The organism is Marinobacter xiaoshiensis (assembly GCF_031631795.1).
Lineage (GTDB): Bacteria > Pseudomonadota > Gammaproteobacteria > Pseudomonadales > Oleiphilaceae > Marinobacter > Marinobacter xiaoshiensis.
This window is the reverse complement of sequence record NZ_JAVMBO010000016.1, coordinates 1-17,224: the sequence shown is the minus strand read 5'-3', so window position 1 is coordinate 17,224 and position 17,224 is coordinate 1. Positions and strand designations below refer to the sequence as shown.

The following is a 17,224-nucleotide window of genomic DNA, read 5'->3' as shown; positions in this document are numbered from 1 at the left end:
GACCAAGAGTTCGCGACGACTAAAGGATACAATCCGTTACACTGTTGAAACGTTCTGAAATAGTTCATTCAAGGTAGCACCGCTCATGATCGAAGGACTTGTTGTACTGACTCAGGTCGGCCTGCTTGTTTTGGTTGTGGCCCTGGTGTGGCGAATGTTAACTCTGACTCGCTCTGAACCTCTACTGGCGACTGCAGCTGACAACCGACTCCTGCCTGTAACACCCAAGGAAAAGCCATCTGTTCAAAAACAGAAGCGCCTGGCTACCACAGATCGTACAGAGTTGTTTACCCAGCTGCACATTCTTGCAGGTCTTCAGGAAAGGGACTGTCGAATAAGTGGCCTGCAACTCAGCAACGCGCCGGAAGCGGTTCGTGCTTATGCGGCAGCCTGGTTATACGGCGCCGGTTGCGCCCTGTGCGACCAATCAGAACGGCACAGTGATTCATTAGCAGGGTTGGTGGCCCAGATTGCCGCCCGTAAAACCGGTATTCGGCAGTCAGAAGCCGTGCAGGCGATAGCTACACTGACTTCTTGCGGCGTACTGCTGGCCTGTTTCCGCGCCGGGCTTGAAGGCGCGGAATTCTGGCAGGCTCACCAGTACGTTCAGCCTGAAAACAGCCTTTATTCAGCTATTACCGCTAACGCACTGATCTGATCTCTTAACCCTTGTGCTGCTGCTCCAATACCCAGTCTGTGCCCAGAGGCACCGATTCTGCCTGGCTCGGCGTGTCTGCAGGTACACCTGCGACAGACGGGCGAGTAAATGCGCCTTCATCTGTAGATGCCATAGACTCCACATCGACTGAAAGAACCAGGTAAGTTGTATCACCCGATACCACTCTGGCCCGATGAGTAAGGCCAAAAACAAAACGGCAATAATCCAGCTTCAGCTGCATCAGATCCTGTTCGGCCTTGCGAATCTTCCTCAGAAGTACCTTTTGTACACTTTCCCCATAATCCATCATATTTTCTCTGAAGTTAGCGCGAATTCTTGCATGATTTTACACTTTCCTGAGCTTTTGTCAGCCAAGGTATGGGGTGAATAAGGGCCAGACTATCGCGTTAAATGATCCTCACTCTGAAATACCAGTTTCAAGGGCACGGATTCCGAAAGAGGTTGCTGGCCACTCTGCAGATCCACACGCCAAACCATCTCAGTGTCAGCGGTGCACAAAGGCGCAACAAACCGTGCCGAATATTGACCATTACCCCCCCCACTTAGCGGCACTGGGTACTCTCCCATGTACATAGACTCCCCCCTCAGAACCGCAATGAAGCGCTCAGGCGCCACCGGTGAAGAAACAACTAGCCGGTATTCCGTGCCCTGCCCTTCGTCGCCGATAATCTGAAGGCTAACACTCCAAAGACCGGCCCCTGTTTCCCATTCACAGGGAGAGCCCAACAAGTCGCATACAGGTAACGCAGCGTCTGCAGGCCCATTGTTTGGGGTTTGTAACCAGCGAACGCCAAATACAGCTACGGTCGCCAGGCCCAAAACAAAACCCAAGATCAAAATCGTTCGTAACATATCGATACCGGGCTTAAACCCCCTGTTGAAAACCACAAAGCATTATGGACACTATCTGCGTCAAGGCAAAGATTTCTAAACCAGCGCCATACATGAGAAAATGCCGCGCTCGCATATCTGACCCACTTTCAAAAACAGGAATACGCCCGTGCAGCCGGATATTTCCGTTAAAAACCTCAACAAGATTTATGAGGGCGGTTTCCAGGCCCTGAAAAATATCAATCTGGAAATCAATCGGGGTGAAATATTTGCTTTGCTTGGCCCGAACGGCGCCGGCAAAACCACCATGATCAGCATCATTTGCGGTATCGCCAACATGACATCCGGTGAAGTCCGTGCTGGTGGTTATGACATAATCAGGGATTACCGCAAGGCTCGATCAACCATTGGCCTCGTACCCCAAGAGCTCAACACCGATTCGTTTGAAACTGTGTGGAATGCAGTATCGTTCAGCCGAGGTTTGTTCGGTAAAGCGCCCAAGCCCGCTCACATTGAAAAAGTGCTTAGGGATTTGTCCCTGTGGGATAAGCGGAACAACCGTATCATGACCCTCTCCGGTGGCATGAAGCGCCGGCTGATGATTGCCAAAGCTTTGTCCCATGAGCCACGCATACTGTTCCTTGATGAGCCGACAGCCGGTGTGGACGTAGAGCTTCGCCGCGACATGTGGGAAATGGTTCGGAAACTCCGGGAAGACGGAGTCACCATTATTCTCACCACCCACTACATAGAAGAAGCCGAAGAAATGGCAGATCGCATTGGTGTGATTCGCCAGGGCGAAATCATTCTGGTGGAGGAAAAGAGCCAACTGATGAGCAAACTCGGTAAGAAAGAACTGCGCCTGCAACTGCAAAACAAGCTGGACGAGGTACCGAGTGAATTGCTAACCGAGCCAGTTGAGCTGTCCGAAGATGGCTACGAACTGATATATACCTTTGACTCCCAGCAGGAGCAGGCAGGCGTTGCGCGATTACTGCGAACCCTTGGAGATATAGGCGTTGATTACCGCGACCTGCGCACTCGGGAAAGCTCCCTGGAAGACATATTTGTCGGCCTGGTGCACGAACAAGCCACCAAAGGCTAACAGGAGAAAGCATGAATTTTTACGGTGTTAAAGCCATCTACAACTTTGAAATGTCCCGCATGCGGCGCACTCTTATGCAAAGTGTGCTCTCGCCAGTCATCTCCACCTGTCTGTATTTTGTGGTATTCGGCTCAGCGATTGGTTCCCGGATGGGCGATATTGATAACATTGCATACGGCGCCTACATCATCCCCGGTTTGGTCATGCTCTCGCTTCTGATGCAAAGCATCTCCAATGCCTCGTTCGGCATTTATATGCCGAAGTTCTCCGGCACAATCTATGAAGTGCTTTCTGCCCCTGTGTCTTACGTTGAAGTGGTGTTGGGCTACGTGGGCGCAGCGGCAACCAAGTCGGTGATACTGGGCCTGATCATACTCGCCACCGCCAGGCTGTTTGTGGACTACAGCATACTGCACCCATTCTGGATGTTGTCGTTCCTGATACTGACCGCCGTAACCTTCAGCTTGTTCGGGTTTATCATCGGAATATGGGCCGACGGTTTCGAAAAGCTGCAGATCGTTCCCATGATGATCGTAACCCCGCTTACCTTTCTTGGGGGCACCTTCTACTCCATCGATATGCTTCCGGAAATCTGGCAAACCATCAGCTTGTTCAACCCGGTGGTGTACCTGATTAGCGGGTTCCGGTGGGCCTTCTATGGGGTGTCTGATGTGCACATAGGAATTAGCGTGGGGATGACATTGCTCTTTCTCTTCGCATGCATGGCAGGTATCTGGTGGATTTTCAGAACCGGTTACCGGCTGCGCACCTGATGCGATACCGCTACACCCTGCTCTGCTTTGTGGCCACCTTGGCTGGTTGCTCTGGTTCGGCTGCTGTCGAGCCATCAGTCGGCCTGCCAGTTATTGAAGGGTGCTTCGTAACAGCCTCCAACGCCGTTAGCGTCAGCCTGGAACTGGCGCGTGCGCCAAGGGATCGCCAGAAAGGTTTGATGGGCAGAAAGTCTATGGCAACCAGTTCCGGGATGCTGTTTGAGTATCAGGAGCAGCAGAGCCCGGATCATGGCTTCTGGATGTTCCAAACTCTCATCCCACTCGATATCGCCTACCTGAATAACCAAGGCGTGATTGGCAACATCAAACAGATGGAACCTTGCGACTCATCCAGTGGCGCGCGCTGCCCCAGCTATCCTGCGGAGGTTGCGTTCATCTCCGCCGTGGAAATGAACGCAGGCTTCTTTGAAGCTAATGATATTGGGGTCGGAGATCGACTCAAGCTTGGCGAACAGAACTGCAGTAATCGCTAGCGGTCTTGCCACTCCGGTTTACGCTTATCCAGAAACGCACAGATGCCTTCCCGGGCATCATCCGCAAGCAGGTTTTCTGCCATCACCCTGGCCGTGTAGTCGTATGCATCGGCCAGGGGCATTTCCAGCTGTTTATAGAAAGCGCCCTTACCTATTTTCAGCGTGTGCCCGGATTTCTCAGCAATGGTGCGAGCCATGGCGTACACCGTCTCATCCAGCAAGGATTCATCGACCACACGGTTTACCAACCCTAGCTGCTCTGCACGAGCGGCGTCGATCATCTCCCCCGTAAGAAGCATTTCCATGGCGTGCTTTCGTGATACGTCTCGAGAGAGTGCGACCATAGGTGTTGAACAGAACAGCCCGATATTCACCCCCGGCGTGGCAAAGCGAGCTGAGGTTTCTGCAACCGCCAAATCACAACTCGCCACCAGCTGACACCCAGCTGCCGTCGCCACACCCGCCACCCGGGCAATAACGGGCTTTGGCAGGTTAACCACCTGCTGCATTACCTCACTACAACGCTTAAACAACGCCAACTGAAACTCGTGGCTATCCAGCTGGTCGCGAATTTCTTTCAAATCATGGCCAGCACAAAACACCTTACCCTCAGCCGCAATCACCACAACCCGTGTAGCGCTGTCTGCGGCGATGTCTTCGAGAGCTTCACCCAGAGCATCCAGCATGCCCAGAGAAAGACTATTGCGCCGTTCAGGCTGGCTCAGGGTAAGGGTTGTAATGCCCATCTCATCGGTATGCCTTTTCAGCAGATTTGTCATGGCGGGTTACCTCCGTTCACCGTAAATCAGAAAACAGTCAGTATCAGGCAGGATGCGTTCGCTGTCGAAGCGACCTTTAGCGCATGTTACAACACGTTGGTTTTGCGATATTCACCCGGAGAGACGCCCATCCAGCGCCGAAAAGCCCGGGTAAAGCTGGCTGTATCGGTATAGCCCAAATGAATGGCTAACTCGTCGAGTTTCATGTCACTACCGCTGAGTATCTGCGTAGCCGTTTGTCGGCGCTCTTCATCAACCAGAGCCCGAAAACTGGTACCTTCCTGCTCCAGCTTCCGCCGAAGGCTTCGTGATGACATAGCGAGCGCGCTGGCCACCTCATCGAGTGTTGCCACCAAACCAAGCGGGCCTAGAATTTGCTGCCGAACCAGCCCGGACAATCCACTGGTTTGCCGTTGTTCCAGCTGCAAACGGCACTGATCGTTCAGCATTCTCACCAATCTTGCATTGAACGTGGGCAACGGCTTATCGGCTGCAAGGCCCGCCACCATAATTGCGTTACGTTGGCTGTTATAGGCGGGGTTAACTCCAAGAACCTCTTCAATAAAACCAGAGTACGCAGGCTCAAGCCCTTCAAACTCAGCTTTACTGATTGCGAGGCCCGACAAACTCAGCTCCCGCACCAGATTCACACCCGTTGCCAGGTCACGCTCCAGCAAAAACTGGCGCACATGCGGGGGGATAGATGCCGGGTCTAAACCAATTCCAAAGAACCCATCTTCATCGAACGAATACAGCCGACAATAGGCAGTGCTTAGCGGCAGGTAACGGATGGCAGTTTTGGCAGCATCCCTGAGAGTGCGGCTGGTACTCAACGCAAAGCCCCAAATGCCAAACGTCGCCACGTTGTATTGCATTCCAAGCTTCAAGCCCAGTGCAGGCGTGTCTGGCAGCGCAAGAATCAGGTTCTCGATCAAACGCATTTCCTGATCGCGGGCAATGAGTGCCTCGCCATCCATCAAGGCCTCATCGGTAATGCCCGTGCCCTGCAGACAGGCGTCCTTATCGACACCCAGGCTGGCGGCGAAATTAATCATTACCTGGCTGATGACAATGGGATGAAGAATGGGGTCAGCGTTAATCATCAAGGTACTTTTATAGTTTGGGTTTGATCAGCATAACTGGCCACAAGGGCTTCCCGATTGGCCAGAGCTGCCCTGTGCGCAGGTTATGGAAGACATTACATTGAAAGCATATTCCCAACAAATATTAAAACGAGAGGAAAGCATGCCCCAGGATGTGAGCGCAGCCAACCGCGAAGCCGTTGTTTTCGCAAAACACTACATGGGGCAATTCGGGTGGCCAACGGTCGCTTTAGTGGCGTTGGTGCTGGTTGGTTTTATCGGCAACTTGGTGCTTTTTGTATTCGGCCTGATGCCAGCCTGGGCCGCGACACTTGTTCTTGCTGCGCTCACCTACATGGCCTACACCCCGGTGCATGAGGCCGTTCACGGAAACATTCATGGCAAGCATGACAAGCTGCGCTGGGTGAACGATCTGTGCGGTTATTTAATGGCTCCCCTGATCGCCATTCCCTACGCCTCACACCGGCTTGAGCATTTTACCCATCACCGATACACCAACCAGCCAGACAAAGACCCTGATTATCTGATCAGCGGAATTGGCCGGGGGCCCATTGGAGCAATTCGCACGGTGTTTCAGTTTTTGTGGTTACAAAATACGTTTTTTGTAAGTGCCCACTGGGGCAAAGCCACGATTAAAGAGCGCAGCGTGTATTGTGCAGAGATAGCGGTTTCCCTGGGTTGGCGCGTGGCCTTTCTTGCCCTGATCGATGTACCCGGCGCTGCCTGGGTGGTTCTTCTTGGGTATGTGATGGGTGGCTTTTTCACCGCCTACTGGTTCGCCTATCGGCCACACATCCCTTACAAATCTGCCGAGCGTTACCGCAACACCAACAGCCTGATAATGCCCACCTGGATGAAGCCATTAGAGTGGTTTTGGCTGGGCCAGAATCTGCATTCCATCCATCACTTGTTCCCCAGAGTTCCCTTCTATCACTACCACGCTCTGCATCGGGATATTGAACCTGTCATTCGGCAACAGGGCACGCCGATACTGTGTATTTTCACGCGTAAGCCCTTGGCGCCAAAGTAAGCTGGTGATCATAATCTGTATACTAGGCTCCAGGTTTCTCTATGGGCGGTTCGCATGTATCAGTTAGTGAGTAAATTGTTTACGGCAAGCCGCGTGACAAAAGCTCTCCGTATATTTTTCGTCTTACCAGTGGCAGCAGCACTGCTGACTGGCTGTGAGTTTTACAAAAGCGGGAGTGTTGAATCAGAAAAGGAAGTGGCGCCCATAGCCTGGTGGGAACCTCTGGAGCCGGATGTGACCATCAACGGCGACGAATTTTACGCAGGTACCTGCTCCATCACCCGAGTAACAGGCAGTGGTGATGAGAAAACCGCAGAAGTCATATTCAAAGTCCCATCCCGCCTGTTCACCCAGTGCACCAATAGTGGCCGCGGCAAGAAGGTACTCGATTATGACGGTGAATATATTATTTTGAGAGTTTGCGAAATCGCCTATGGTGCAGGCGGCTGCGGAGGTGATAGCTACAGAAGTGCAGACTTTGAAAACTGGGAAGAACACATAGGCGTTACGTGGATCAATGGCGAAGAATACGAAGCCTGGAGAAAGGTTGGCTCCAAATCTTCAAAAGCGGACTCGGTGAAAAAGGTGGTCAGGGAATAGCCAGGATTTATAACTAACTGATTACCAGAAACAGAAGAAGCAACCCCAAGATATTGATTGCTGAAACCACCCTGCACCACTTCTTCAACTGCTTTTTAAACGCCAAATAAAAATTGCTAAGAAAGATAAAAATCATTCCAGGAACAGTCGCAAATATAAAAGCATACCCTTGAGCCATTCCATTACCTGCAGCATCAGAACTGGTGAAGTCACCGAAAAGTGGGCTCAGGGCGATGAACCAGGCAACCAGCTGTAAGATCAGTATAAAATCAGCTACCGGATTTCGTTCAAGTTTTTCGTTGGACGTCATTTTAATATCTCTGTGAGAGGCTTTCTGGTATTCCATTCTTCATGTTTTTTCCGCCAAATCCCCACGTCCCAGCCACGGTAGGTTGTTGAGAAATCCATTTTCAGTCCCACTTTCTCCGCTACCCTAACAGACGCTACATGGCGATGAGCGATAATCGCGATGATGGAATCCAAGCCACATTTCGAAAAGCCGTACGCGAGCGCTGCCGCGGCAGCCTCTGAAGCCAAACCTTGGCCCCATGCATTTCGAGCGAGGCGATAACCAATCTCCACCTCCTGTACCCCGTTCAGGTCAACCGGACTCAAGCCGCAAAAACCAATGATGGCTCCCGAAGAACTGTCCACAACCCCCCACTGACCAAAGCCATGCTCTTTGTATGACGTTAGACACCCGTCAATAAACTTTCGGGTGTCGTCATCAGTGCACGGCCCATTGGTCGAAAATTCCATTACTTCTGGATCGCCAAGAATTTCCCCAAGCGCACCAGCGTCGTTGAGGGTCAACTCCCGAAGCACTAGTCTCGGCGTTTCTGCTATGAACATGCTAGTTCCTTGAAAAATATAAAGCCGCAGATAACGAATGTCGCTCAAGACCAATTACTTAGTTGGCATCAGCGTAATTTCACGCACATCGCATCTAGGGTCGGCAGAAATAGCATACACAACCGCATCGGCTATATCGCTGGGGTCTAGCTTGTCTGGCTTGGCCTCATCAAAAAAGGGCGTATTGACCATGCCGGGGCAGATGGTGGTACAACGACCGTTCCATTCAGCCATTTCGGCGGCTAGATTTTGGCCAAATCCGTAAGCAAACCACTTCGAGGCACCATACACAGAACCTTTCAATGTGATCTTGCCCGCAATGGAGCTGGTAATAATAAAGTGCCCCTGGGTTTCTTTTAATGCGGGCAGGCTGGCTTTGGCGGTAAACAACAGCGCATTGATATTCACGTCCAGCATCGTTTTCCATTCGTCAGGATCACCGTTTTCGATGCCCGGAGCGTTAACGCCTGTGCCTGCATTAGCGAACACCACATCGAGTCTGCCGAATGTTTCTATGGCTTTATCCACCACGTTTGTAATTTCGTTTAGCTTGGACACGTCTGCCGTTACCGCTAAAACCCTGTCGTTGCCCCACCTTTTGACTATGTCGTTTAGCTTGCCGGTACTTCTCGCCGTAATAACGACTTTGTGCCCCGCCTCGATGAGTTTCTCAGCTGTGGCTGCACCAATACCGCTAGAGGCACCTGTGATCAGTACGATTTTTTCATTGGTCATTGGTTTACTCCGTATTCAATGCTGCTACACCCCTGCCCGGCGCATTAATTCGTCAACCGATATGTTCTTGGGCTTAATCGAATTCGTCACCGATCGCCAGCTAGTTTTCCGTTCCAAAGCCAGAGATAAGGTAATTACCCTTTGTGAGTCGCCATGGCTGGAGTGATTATCTGTTATTCACCCGAGATCAAAGCCCGTCCTTTATCATCCCTCTGATTTTCTGTGCTTTTTCAAAATGATCAAGCTGGTGCGTCTGTATCCACCATGTAGCTACTTCCATTAACCGCTCTGCGTCATCATTTTTGTTGGCGAAGAATGCATAGAAAGAAAGGCTGACAGTGCTGCCTTTAGCTGCAATTTTTTTGTCACACACTTCGACTATTTTGGCTCTCAGATCACTTCTCATTTTTTGGTTGTTTCCAAGCTCGCCTCTCGTATTCAGTCTCAAATTTAAAAGCAGGTTAGTTCAGTATTACCGCGAGCTCCATGAAAATGCGTGGCTTCCTGATTTCGTGAATTCAACAGTGCTGTATAAAAAAACAGTGGTAGGCGCGCAGATAGCTGTAAAGCGCAGGCGGCACAAAGCCTTTGCCTCGCCTTCGGCGTTCAAGCCTGGAAGGCTATCCAGTTTGAGCGGATTTCAAATGTATTGAGTATTAAACGTCGTGGAAAGCTGACTTTAATGGTGCTCCGGGCCGGAATCGAACCGGCACGACCCGAAGGTCGAGAGATTTTAAGTTATTAGCGCCCTTCTTTGAACAAATTTGAAATCGCTTTAATAAGCGATATAAAACAGCGCACTATGTGGCATTCGTAGAAAACGATATTTGCAGTTGTTTGAAGAAATCCGCTAGAATTTAACCAATTTTGTCTACATAGCGTCTACATTTAGGCGCAAGAGACTTTCCGGCGAATTCGAGTGGAGCCCTACCCTTGAGAATTACCAAGAGCTTTATCGACAAAGTTCCCCTGCCCCAGATCGGCCCGGACGGTAAATCCAGCCAGGCTTTTTATCGGGATTCAGTCATCTCGGGTTTTGGTTTACGGGTGACCAGTGGTGGAGCCAAATCGTTCATCGTAGAAAAACGAGTCGATGGCCGGGTTAAACGAAAGACGCTTGGCCGCTATGGCAACCTGACCCTGGAACAAGCGCGCAAGGAAGCCCAGAAATTTCTGGGTAAAGTTGCGACCGGGATAGACCCGATCCGTGAAGTTCAGGAACAGCGCGCGCAACGCATCACGTTAAAAGATGCCTTCGAAGATTACCTGTTTACCCGTAAAAGCCTGAAGCCTAATACGCTCAACGACTACAACCGTTCTATGCGGGAGATGTTCAAGGACTGGCAAAGCAAAGCCCTTAAAGACATCAACCGGGATATGGTGCTGAATCGCCATACCGAATACGGACAGCGCAGCCCTGCTCGGGCTGACAATGGGATGCGGATTCTACGGGCCGTGTTTAATCACGCCTTGCAGCGTTACCAAGACGCCTCCGGCAAACCCTTCCTGGTGGCAAACCCTGTTGATGTACTGAGCCATCAACGTGCCTGGTATAAGGTTGAACGCCGACAAAGCCTGATCAAGGATCATCAGCTCAAGGCTTGGTACGACGCCACAATGCAACTGAACACCCAAACGACGCGGGACTATCTGCATCTGGTGCTGCTCACTGGCCTGCGCCGAACTGAAGCTGCAACCCTCACTTGGGAACAGGTGGATTTTAAAGACAAAACTCTGACGATCACTGAGACCAAAAACGGGCGCGTTCATCGGTTACCGTTCAGCGATGCCATTGAAGTGCTGCTGTTACGCCGATTTAAAGAGCAAGAAAGCCCTTATGTGTTTCCGAGCGACGCGGAGCGCGGGCATTTATCCGAGCCACGCACTGCCATTCAGCGCGTCTCTAAACTGTCGGGTGTTACCTTCACTCTGCACGATCTGAGGCGCACCTTTATCACCGCTGCTGAACGACTCGATATTCCGGCCTACGCCCTGAAACGGCTAATGAACCACAAGGATCCTAACGACGTGACTGACGGTTACATCATCTTTGATGTGGAGCGCCTGCGGCTGCCTATGCAAAAGATCACTGATTTTTTTATTAACCACTTCAACAAGGAATCTGTTGATGTCGCTTCTTGACTCTGAACTTTTTGATCGCCGAGATCCGTTTGAGCCTTATGACATGTGTTTGGAGGAGCCGCTTAAAGCCAGACATAAAGATTTCACTATGGCATTTGGCTATCTTATTGAAAGCTGCCAAGAGCAATTACAGGGACGATCACTTGCTGAGCTGCAGTTTGCAATCGAGTTCTCAAACTGGTTAATGACGAACGCCGAGCAACGATTTAGGCACGAACTTATATTTGGGCAGAGCCGAGAGAAGACGGTAGTCTTTCTAACGGATCCTCGGAAAATACTGGCACTGTTTGAAGATTACGATCTTAACGACCAAGCGGAATTTCCAAACGCTACACCAGAGGACTATTTTGCGGTTCTCGCCTTGGGCAAATGTTTTGAAGCGATTGAAACCCATGAACGGTTAACCGCGTATGGCCGCGGAGAAACACAGTATATGGATCGCTCTTGGGGAGATAATAGCGAGTTTGATGTACAAGATTCGCTCTATCACACAGCCATCAGCGCACGTGATAGCTTGTTATCTGAGGCTCGTGACTTGATTGCCTTCATCGATGGAATCCACTTTTCTCAATTACGGGCAAAAAATTCGGGCAAACGTGGTGCCAAAGCCAAGAACAGCGCATTCGCAACCTTGAACACAAAATTGATGGCGGTCTATGATGAAAGATATCAGCACCTCACAAACCGACACGCAGCATCCCGGCTATATGATGATTTTATTAATGAAGTGGATCATGTGCTGAGAACCGACGATCCTGCCCACCGAATAAGCATTTGGATTGGAATTCACAAAAAAAAGCTTCTTAGAACACTTTAATTTTTTGTAGTTGGTAGTTGACTGCCTCCAACTACAAACGGCGCACTGTCGCAGTATTTAGCTCCACCTAAGCTGAAAGTCCGAACTAGGAAGGCCAAGACTGTGGCATAGCCCCACTGGCATCGACAATACTGCATTCAAACCAGTTTTTATGGATGCTGAACCTGCATCCCTCGCGCCATTGTAAGTTGGTTTCAATCGAGGCTATCCACGCCGAGGCCTGCTCTAGCGTAACGAAGCCAACGCTGCGACAGATATAGTTGCCTGACAATAAGAACCAGTGCTTTTTATTTTCATGGCCCAAAGAGTCTCGAATAATCGATCTATCTCCAAGGTCGCCCAGTCTCAGTTTATTTTCTAGTTGAAATAGGGAGGCATCGTGGACAAACCTCTCTTCAGACCAGTTAAGGTTTTCAAATCGATTGACTCTCATCCAGGGGTTATCAAACAACGGTTTTCTAGAACCGATGAACCTCACTCGATCGCCGATCAAATTATGGGTAGAAAAATGCTGAAGACACTGACCTTTCCAATAGCCAACCAGCTGTTCAGATATTTTGAATGGAGACTCTCTCAGGTCTGTATCAACCTGAAACAACACTTGATTTCCATAGTTTTCGAAACGCGTTATGGCACCTTCGTACCTACGTGCCTGTAATGGCATCGGGGGCATTGACCGGAAGGATTCTGACGCGAGTTCACTGTATGCTTTATGCACTGCGTCCCAGCAAGACTTATCGCTTGGTTTTACGTAACTCGGATCGCTTTCGAGGTCATCATCCCGTGCATCTAAAGACTCTCCGTTACCGCGCCCACCACCAGATGGATTGCCCGTTGTACTTGGCCAATTCCCTCCCTCGTATCCTTCAACTGATCTCCTGCCCACCTACGCCTCCAAATTCCTAATGCTTAATCACATTATCCCTTAGTGCTCTCGATCATACCGCCAATAAATACAGCTTTCGAGATCAACCATTGATATAGACTCACCCAAAATACAGTCCTTAGTGAGAGATACCCACTTATATTCCTACCCCCTAGGAATATATCTCTACCCCCTAGGCGTGTTCCAACCCCTTCTCACTCATAACAAGCTAGGCGTCATACGATCCAGACAGGAGTATGACCATGATCCAAAATTTACTTACCACAAGTGAAGCCGCTAACTACCTTGGCGTCAGCAAAGCGTTCCTTGAGCGCGACCGTTGGGCCGGTGCCCGGGTTCCCTTCATCAAAATCGGTAGTCGCGCCGTTCGATATCGGCTGAGCGACCTTCACGACTACATCAACAAACAGGTTCGACTATCTACATCTGAGATTGCGTGATGGCTACTCTCCGTCACGTAATATCAGAAAGTGAGAAACCTTCCCCTATTAGGTATAGGTATCAGAGCGCACTAGGTTCACCTCAGGTGCGCCAAAGGGTACATGCCATAGTGCTCACCCACACCATTAACCTACAGGTAGGTCAAAACGCAAATAACGATCTAACGGAACCTGCTCGGATTGTTACGTTAACGGCTCACTCAGCCGAACAGCTTTTCGTTACGGTAACGAAGCCAAACCGTTACGGGAGGGTTCAATGACCTCCCCTAATCAACGAGATTTCCGTTACTACCGCACTGAAGGTCGCCTCTACACCATTGGTACCCGACAAACCCGACTGGCAGTAACAGATTTTCGGCAACGGCTCCCCCAGGTATTTCCAAAGCTTGAACCTCGCCTGTACCTAATAGGTCAGGAACAGGGGTGCGTGGCATTGGAAACAGCCCTCGAAAACTTAATTGAAAAACTCCAACGGCGAGACCTCAAACTTACCGTAGATGATGCTCAGATCATCGATTTTGCAAAAGCCAAAGCAAGAACCTGTGGAGAAATCAACGCGCGAATCAAAGATCCCGCCACTGCCCTGAAAGCCATTGCCAAACTGCTTGCTCGTTACGGCTTTTCGCTTCCCGATGGAGAGACGGACAACAGCCGGATTGAGCGAACTAAAAACGACCGCTGGTGGCGCCGTCTGTTACGGAAAGAGCAGAAGCAAGTGCTGGACAACGTCGCCCGCAACTACGGCCTGGTCTCAAAACAAAAAGGCATTTACGTATCAGACTGGGGGTTAAAACTTCATCTCGAACAGCTGACCAGAAACCGCTCGTTGCTTGAAGAAATGATAGCTGTGAACGACCAATGCCAAGAGTACACCCTTGCAGAGCTGGCTTCGCTTTCTGTCAGTAACCCTTACGTTCGAAGATCCGAGCTGATTGTTCGAGCATCCGGCTTCGAGACTATCGCTCGCCAACTGGGTCACGACGGAGTGTTCCTTACCCTAACGACGCCAAGCAAATACCACCCAGTTAAAGCCACTGGCCAACCAAACCCAAAGTACAGCGGCTCGACACCAAAAAAAGCCCAACAATACCTCACGGGAATTTGGGCGCGTATTCGGGCTCAGTTAGATCGTGAAGACATCCGCATTTACGGATTTCGCATCACCGAACCACACCATGACGGAACTCCGCATTGGCATCTTTTATTGTTTATCGAACCGAGCGAAAAGAACCGGCTCGTCGAGATAATGCGTGAATATGCTTTGCTTGAAGATGGCGATGAACCTGGAGCCGACGAGTTCAGGTTTGATGCAGTGGATATCGACTACGAACGTGGCTCAGCAACTGGCTATATCGTGAAGTACATTTGCAAGAACATCGATGGTGATTTCAAGGAGGACGGGAGCGACGCTGAGGATTGGCATGGCAACCTCACCAAAGACGTAGCTCCCCGTGTTCGTGCCTGGGCAAGCATTCACGGAATTCGCCAGTTTCAGCAAATTGGAGGCCCACCGGTTACCGTTTGGCGGGAACTTAGACGTTTAGAGGTAAGCGTCCGGCAAACCCATCTTGAGTGTGATGCCGAAGGCTTCAAGATAGTGTCCACTTATTCTTTAGTGGACACTATCTATGAACAACGTAAGCGTAACCCGCCCTTACCGAAAACGTCGCCGACACGCTCCGGAATTTAAAGCTCGGCTGGTGGCCGAGTGCCACAGACCTGGAGCTTCTGTTTCCCGCATTGCCCTGGATAACGACCTCAACGCCAACCAACTTCGGCGCTGGATCAGAGAGTCGAAGCAAGACGATGGAAGCCAAGCCCCAGCCTTTCTACCGGTTCGTTTTCCAGCGACGGCCGTGCATACCACGAAACCTGCCGATAAGGATCGCACCATCCGCATCGAGATTCCGCGAGCCGGCGGCCCGGTTGTGGTGGAATGGCCCGCCGATCAAGGTCAGCAATGCGCGGCGTTTCTGCGCGAACTGTTGCCATGATCCGCATTGACGAGATCTGGCTGGCCACCGAGCCCTTGGATATGCGGGCTGGGCCAGACACCGCGTTGGCGCGTGTCGTCCAGGTGTTCGGCTCAGCCAGGCCCCATTGTGCGTACCTGTTCGCCAACAAACGGGGCAACCGAATGAAAGTGTTGATCCACGACGGTCTTGGTATATGGCTCTGTGCCCGTCGATTGAATCGCGGCAAGTTCCACTGGGGCGAAACCTGGCGTGGCAAGCAACTGTTATTAACAGACGAACAATTGGCTGCGCTGGTTCAAGGGTTGCCGTGGCAACGCCTCGGTGCCGCCGGTGTGATCTCGATTCTGTAACCACAAGCCGGTTACCCAGACCATCATCAGAATGGCGAATCGTCACAGTGGCCGTGACTTGGGATACTGTTCTGCATGTCACAACGTCCCGACCTTAATCAACTCTCCGCCGATCAACTCCGTGCCCTAGTCACGGATCTGTTCGATCGCGTAGAAAATAAGGATCGAGCACTCGTACACCGCGATGCAGTCATCGAGAAACTGACCCACGAAGTGGCCATCCTTAAACGCCACAAGTTCGCCCGTCGCAGCGAACAACTGGATGCGGTTCAAGGCCGCTTGCTGGATGAGCTGATCGACAGCGACATTGCTGCCATCGAGGCTGAACTGGCACAACTCACAGCCGCCGAAACACCGCCCAAGCCAAAAATACAACCCAAGCGGGCTCCACTGCCACCGGAGTTGCCCCGCACCCTGATCCATCACGAACCCGAGAACACTCAGTGTCGCTGCGGCTGCCAGCTCAAGCGCATAGGCGAAGACGTCAGTGAAAAGCTGGATTACGTGCCGGGCGAGTTCACAGTGGAGCGCCACATCCGCGGCAAATGGGCCTGTGAGCAGTGCGAAACCCTGACCCAGGCACCGGTGCCTCCGCAGGTTATCAATAAAGGCATTCCCACCGCCGGATTACTGGCTCAGGTGCTGGTGGCCAAGTACTCGGATCATTTACCACTATACCGTCAAGAACGTATCTTCGGTCGTGCTGGCCTCGCTATCCCGCGCTCAACTCTGGCGGAATGGGTAGGCGCTTGCGGTGTGCAGCTGCAACCGCTGGTGAATGCTCTTAGAAATGCACTACTGGAACACGGCGTTCTGCACGCCGATGAAACACCGGTCAGCATGCTGGCTCCGGGCAAGAAAAAAACCCACAAAGCCTATGTCTGGGCCTATTGCACCACACCGTTCTCCAATCTGAAGGCCGTTGTTTACGACTTCGCCCCAACCCGGGCGGGTGAGCACGCTCGAACCTTCCTGGAAGGCTGGCAAGGCAAACTGGTCTGCGACGATTACTCGGGCTACAAGGCGGGCTTCGGCAACGGCATCACCGAAATCGGTTGTATGGCCCATGCCCGTCGCAAGTTCTACGACCTACACCAAGCTAACCAGAGCCAAATAGCGGCACAGGCTCTGGAATACATCGGTCAGCTGTATCAGATCGAGCGAGAAGCCAAAGACCTGCCGCCGGATAAGCGACAGCAAATCAGAAATGAAAAGGCCAGACCAATAGCCGATGCCCTGCATCAATGGATGTTGGCGCACCGACAGAAAGTGCCGGATGGCTCCGGCACGGCCAGAGCCTTGGACTACAGTCTCAAACGCTGGACAGCGCTGACGCGCTATCTGGACGATGGCGCAGTGCCCATCGACAACAACTGGATGGAAAACCAGATACGCCCGTGGGCATTGGGTCGGAGTAACTGGTTGTTCGCAGGTTCATTGCGAAGTGGTCAACGCGCTGCTGCGGTGATGACGTTAATCCAGTCCGCAAAGCTCAATGGGCATGATCCGTATGCCTATTTGAAAGATGTTCTGACGAAACTGCCGACGCAGAAAAACAACGCCATTGATGAACTGCTACCGCACAACTGGAGGCCGGTGAGCATTAGCAAGGTGTGATGGGCGGACGCTTAC

At 51.4% G+C, this 17,224-nt stretch carries 22 protein-coding genes; 13 read left to right on the top strand and 9 right to left on the bottom strand.

The genetic code is table 11. The features are described from left to right. Positions 1 to 85: 85 nt before the first annotated feature. Positions 86 to 658 carry a hypothetical protein gene (locus RKA07_RS11485; protein WP_200205224.1) on the top strand — a complete coding sequence of 191 codons (573 nt, stop codon included), beginning with the start codon at positions 86 to 88 and terminating at the stop codon, positions 656 to 658. A gap of 4 nt (positions 659 to 662) precedes the next feature. Here the strand turns inward: RKA07_RS11485 and RKA07_RS11480 are convergent, their stop codons facing one another. Together RKA07_RS11480 and RKA07_RS11475 are read right to left on the bottom strand one after the other, a co-directional pair. Continuing rightward, positions 663 to 968, bottom strand: a complete 306-nt coding sequence (locus tag RKA07_RS11480; RefSeq protein ID WP_227715024.1) for a hypothetical protein — start codon at positions 966 to 968, stop codon at positions 663 to 665. Between the two features lie 89 nt (positions 969 to 1,057). Next, positions 1,058 to 1,531, bottom strand: a complete 474-nt coding sequence (locus RKA07_RS11475) for a hypothetical protein (protein WP_200371823.1) — start codon at positions 1,529 to 1,531, stop codon at positions 1,058 to 1,060. Positions 1,532 to 1,679: 148 nt separating this feature from the next. On the opposite strand from RKA07_RS11475, the gene RKA07_RS11470 reads away from it, so the two are divergent. The 3 genes from RKA07_RS11470 to RKA07_RS11460 are packed head-to-tail and all read left to right on the top strand — an operon-like array spanning position 1,680 to position 3,882. After that, positions 1,680 to 2,615, top strand: coding sequence for an ABC transporter ATP-binding protein (locus RKA07_RS11470; protein WP_200205222.1), 936 nt, complete (start codon positions 1,680 to 1,682; stop codon positions 2,613 to 2,615). An 11-nt stretch (positions 2,616 to 2,626) separates the two neighbouring features. Further along, a complete protein-coding gene (locus RKA07_RS11465) occupies positions 2,627 to 3,388 on the top strand; it encodes an ABC transporter permease (protein ID WP_200205221.1) in 762 nt (253 codons plus the stop codon). After that, the gene (locus RKA07_RS11460) at positions 3,352 to 3,882 is read left to right on the top strand and encodes a DUF192 domain-containing protein (protein ID WP_310966374.1); all 531 of its coding nucleotides are present in this window, start codon (positions 3,352 to 3,354) and stop codon (positions 3,880 to 3,882) included. The genes RKA07_RS11465 and RKA07_RS11460 overlap by 37 nt, the downstream gene beginning before the upstream one ends. Here the strand turns inward: RKA07_RS11460 and RKA07_RS11455 are convergent. Both RKA07_RS11455 and RKA07_RS11450 read right to left on the bottom strand, forming a co-directional pair. Then, a complete protein-coding gene (locus RKA07_RS11455; RefSeq protein WP_200205220.1) occupies positions 3,879 to 4,661 on the bottom strand; it encodes an enoyl-CoA hydratase in 783 nt (260 codons plus the stop codon). The genes RKA07_RS11460 and RKA07_RS11455 overlap by 4 nt on opposite strands. Positions 4,662 to 4,747: 86 nt before the next feature. Beyond that, positions 4,748 to 5,764 (bottom strand): AraC family transcriptional regulator, encoded by a 1,017-nt coding sequence (locus tag RKA07_RS11450; protein WP_200371822.1) that lies wholly within the window; start codon positions 5,762 to 5,764, stop codon positions 4,748 to 4,750. A 142-nt stretch (positions 5,765 to 5,906) separates the two neighbouring features. On the opposite strand from RKA07_RS11450, the gene RKA07_RS11445 reads away from it, so the two are divergent. Continuing rightward, positions 5,907 to 6,794 (top strand): fatty acid desaturase family protein, encoded by an 888-nt coding sequence (locus RKA07_RS11445; RefSeq protein ID WP_200371821.1) that lies wholly within the window; start codon positions 5,907 to 5,909, stop codon positions 6,792 to 6,794. A 93-nt stretch (positions 6,795 to 6,887) separates the two neighbouring features. After that, a complete protein-coding gene (locus tag RKA07_RS11440) occupies positions 6,888 to 7,394 on the top strand; it encodes a hypothetical protein (RefSeq protein WP_200371820.1) in 507 nt (168 codons plus the stop codon). A 13-nt stretch (positions 7,395 to 7,407) separates the two neighbouring features. On the opposite strand, the gene RKA07_RS11435 is transcribed toward RKA07_RS11440, so the two are convergent. The 4 genes from RKA07_RS11435 to RKA07_RS11420 all read right to left on the bottom strand — a co-directional run bounded on the left by RKA07_RS11435 (position 7,408) and on the right by RKA07_RS11420 (position 9,387). Continuing rightward, entirely contained in the window at positions 7,408 to 7,704 is a 297-nt protein-coding gene (locus RKA07_RS11435; protein ID WP_200371819.1) for a hypothetical protein, read from the bottom strand. Then, positions 7,701 to 8,246 (bottom strand): GNAT family N-acetyltransferase, encoded by a 546-nt coding sequence (locus tag RKA07_RS11430; RefSeq protein WP_200371818.1) that lies wholly within the window; start codon positions 8,244 to 8,246, stop codon positions 7,701 to 7,703. The genes RKA07_RS11435 and RKA07_RS11430 overlap by 4 nt, the downstream gene beginning before the upstream one ends. Positions 8,247 to 8,300: 54 nt before the next feature. Next, on the bottom strand, positions 8,301 to 8,981 hold the full coding sequence (locus RKA07_RS11425) for an SDR family oxidoreductase (protein WP_200371817.1): 681 nt from the start codon (positions 8,979 to 8,981) through the stop codon (positions 8,301 to 8,303). 187 nt (positions 8,982 to 9,168) lie between these two features. Continuing rightward, entirely contained in the window at positions 9,169 to 9,387 is a 219-nt protein-coding gene (locus RKA07_RS11420; protein WP_200371816.1) for a DUF6500 family protein, read from the bottom strand. A gap of 527 nt (positions 9,388 to 9,914) precedes the next feature. On the opposite strand from RKA07_RS11420, the gene RKA07_RS11415 reads away from it, so the two are divergent. After that, positions 9,915 to 11,123: a tyrosine-type recombinase/integrase gene (locus tag RKA07_RS11415; RefSeq protein WP_200371815.1), complete on the top strand. Its 1,209-nt coding sequence runs from the start codon at positions 9,915 to 9,917 to the stop codon at positions 11,121 to 11,123. Beyond that, entirely contained in the window at positions 11,110 to 11,940 is an 831-nt protein-coding gene (locus tag RKA07_RS11410; RefSeq protein WP_200371814.1) for a hypothetical protein, read from the top strand. Before RKA07_RS11415 ends, RKA07_RS11410 begins: the two co-directional genes overlap by 14 nt. A gap of 85 nt (positions 11,941 to 12,025) precedes the next feature. On the opposite strand, the gene RKA07_RS11405 is transcribed toward RKA07_RS11410, so the two are convergent. Further along, positions 12,026 to 12,541 (bottom strand): hypothetical protein, encoded by a 516-nt coding sequence (locus tag RKA07_RS11405; protein WP_200371813.1) that lies wholly within the window; start codon positions 12,539 to 12,541, stop codon positions 12,026 to 12,028. 527 nt (positions 12,542 to 13,068) lie between these two features. Between RKA07_RS11405 and RKA07_RS11400 the strand changes: the two genes are divergently transcribed. From RKA07_RS11400 to tnpC, 5 genes are all read left to right on the top strand, one after another. Further along, entirely contained in the window at positions 13,069 to 13,266 is a 198-nt protein-coding gene (locus RKA07_RS11400) for a helix-turn-helix transcriptional regulator (RefSeq protein ID WP_200371812.1), read from the top strand. 256 nt (positions 13,267 to 13,522) lie between these two features. Then, on the top strand, positions 13,523 to 14,956 hold the full coding sequence (locus RKA07_RS11395) for a replication endonuclease (RefSeq protein WP_310966372.1): 1,434 nt from the start codon (positions 13,523 to 13,525) through the stop codon (positions 14,954 to 14,956). Continuing rightward, positions 14,895 to 15,260, top strand: coding sequence for an IS66-like element accessory protein TnpA (tnpA, locus tag RKA07_RS11390; protein WP_200371919.1), 366 nt, complete (start codon positions 14,895 to 14,897; stop codon positions 15,258 to 15,260). Before RKA07_RS11395 ends, tnpA begins: the two co-directional genes overlap by 62 nt. After that, positions 15,257 to 15,592: an IS66 family insertion sequence element accessory protein TnpB gene (gene tnpB / locus RKA07_RS11385; protein ID WP_200371918.1), complete on the top strand. Its 336-nt coding sequence runs from the start codon at positions 15,257 to 15,259 to the stop codon at positions 15,590 to 15,592. The genes tnpA and tnpB overlap by 4 nt, the downstream gene beginning before the upstream one ends. A gap of 75 nt (positions 15,593 to 15,667) precedes the next feature. After that, positions 15,668 to 17,209 carry an IS66 family transposase gene (tnpC, locus tag RKA07_RS11380; RefSeq protein WP_200371917.1) on the top strand — a complete coding sequence of 514 codons (1,542 nt, stop codon included), beginning with the start codon at positions 15,668 to 15,670 and terminating at the stop codon, positions 17,207 to 17,209. Positions 17,210 to 17,224: the final 15 nt, after the last annotated feature.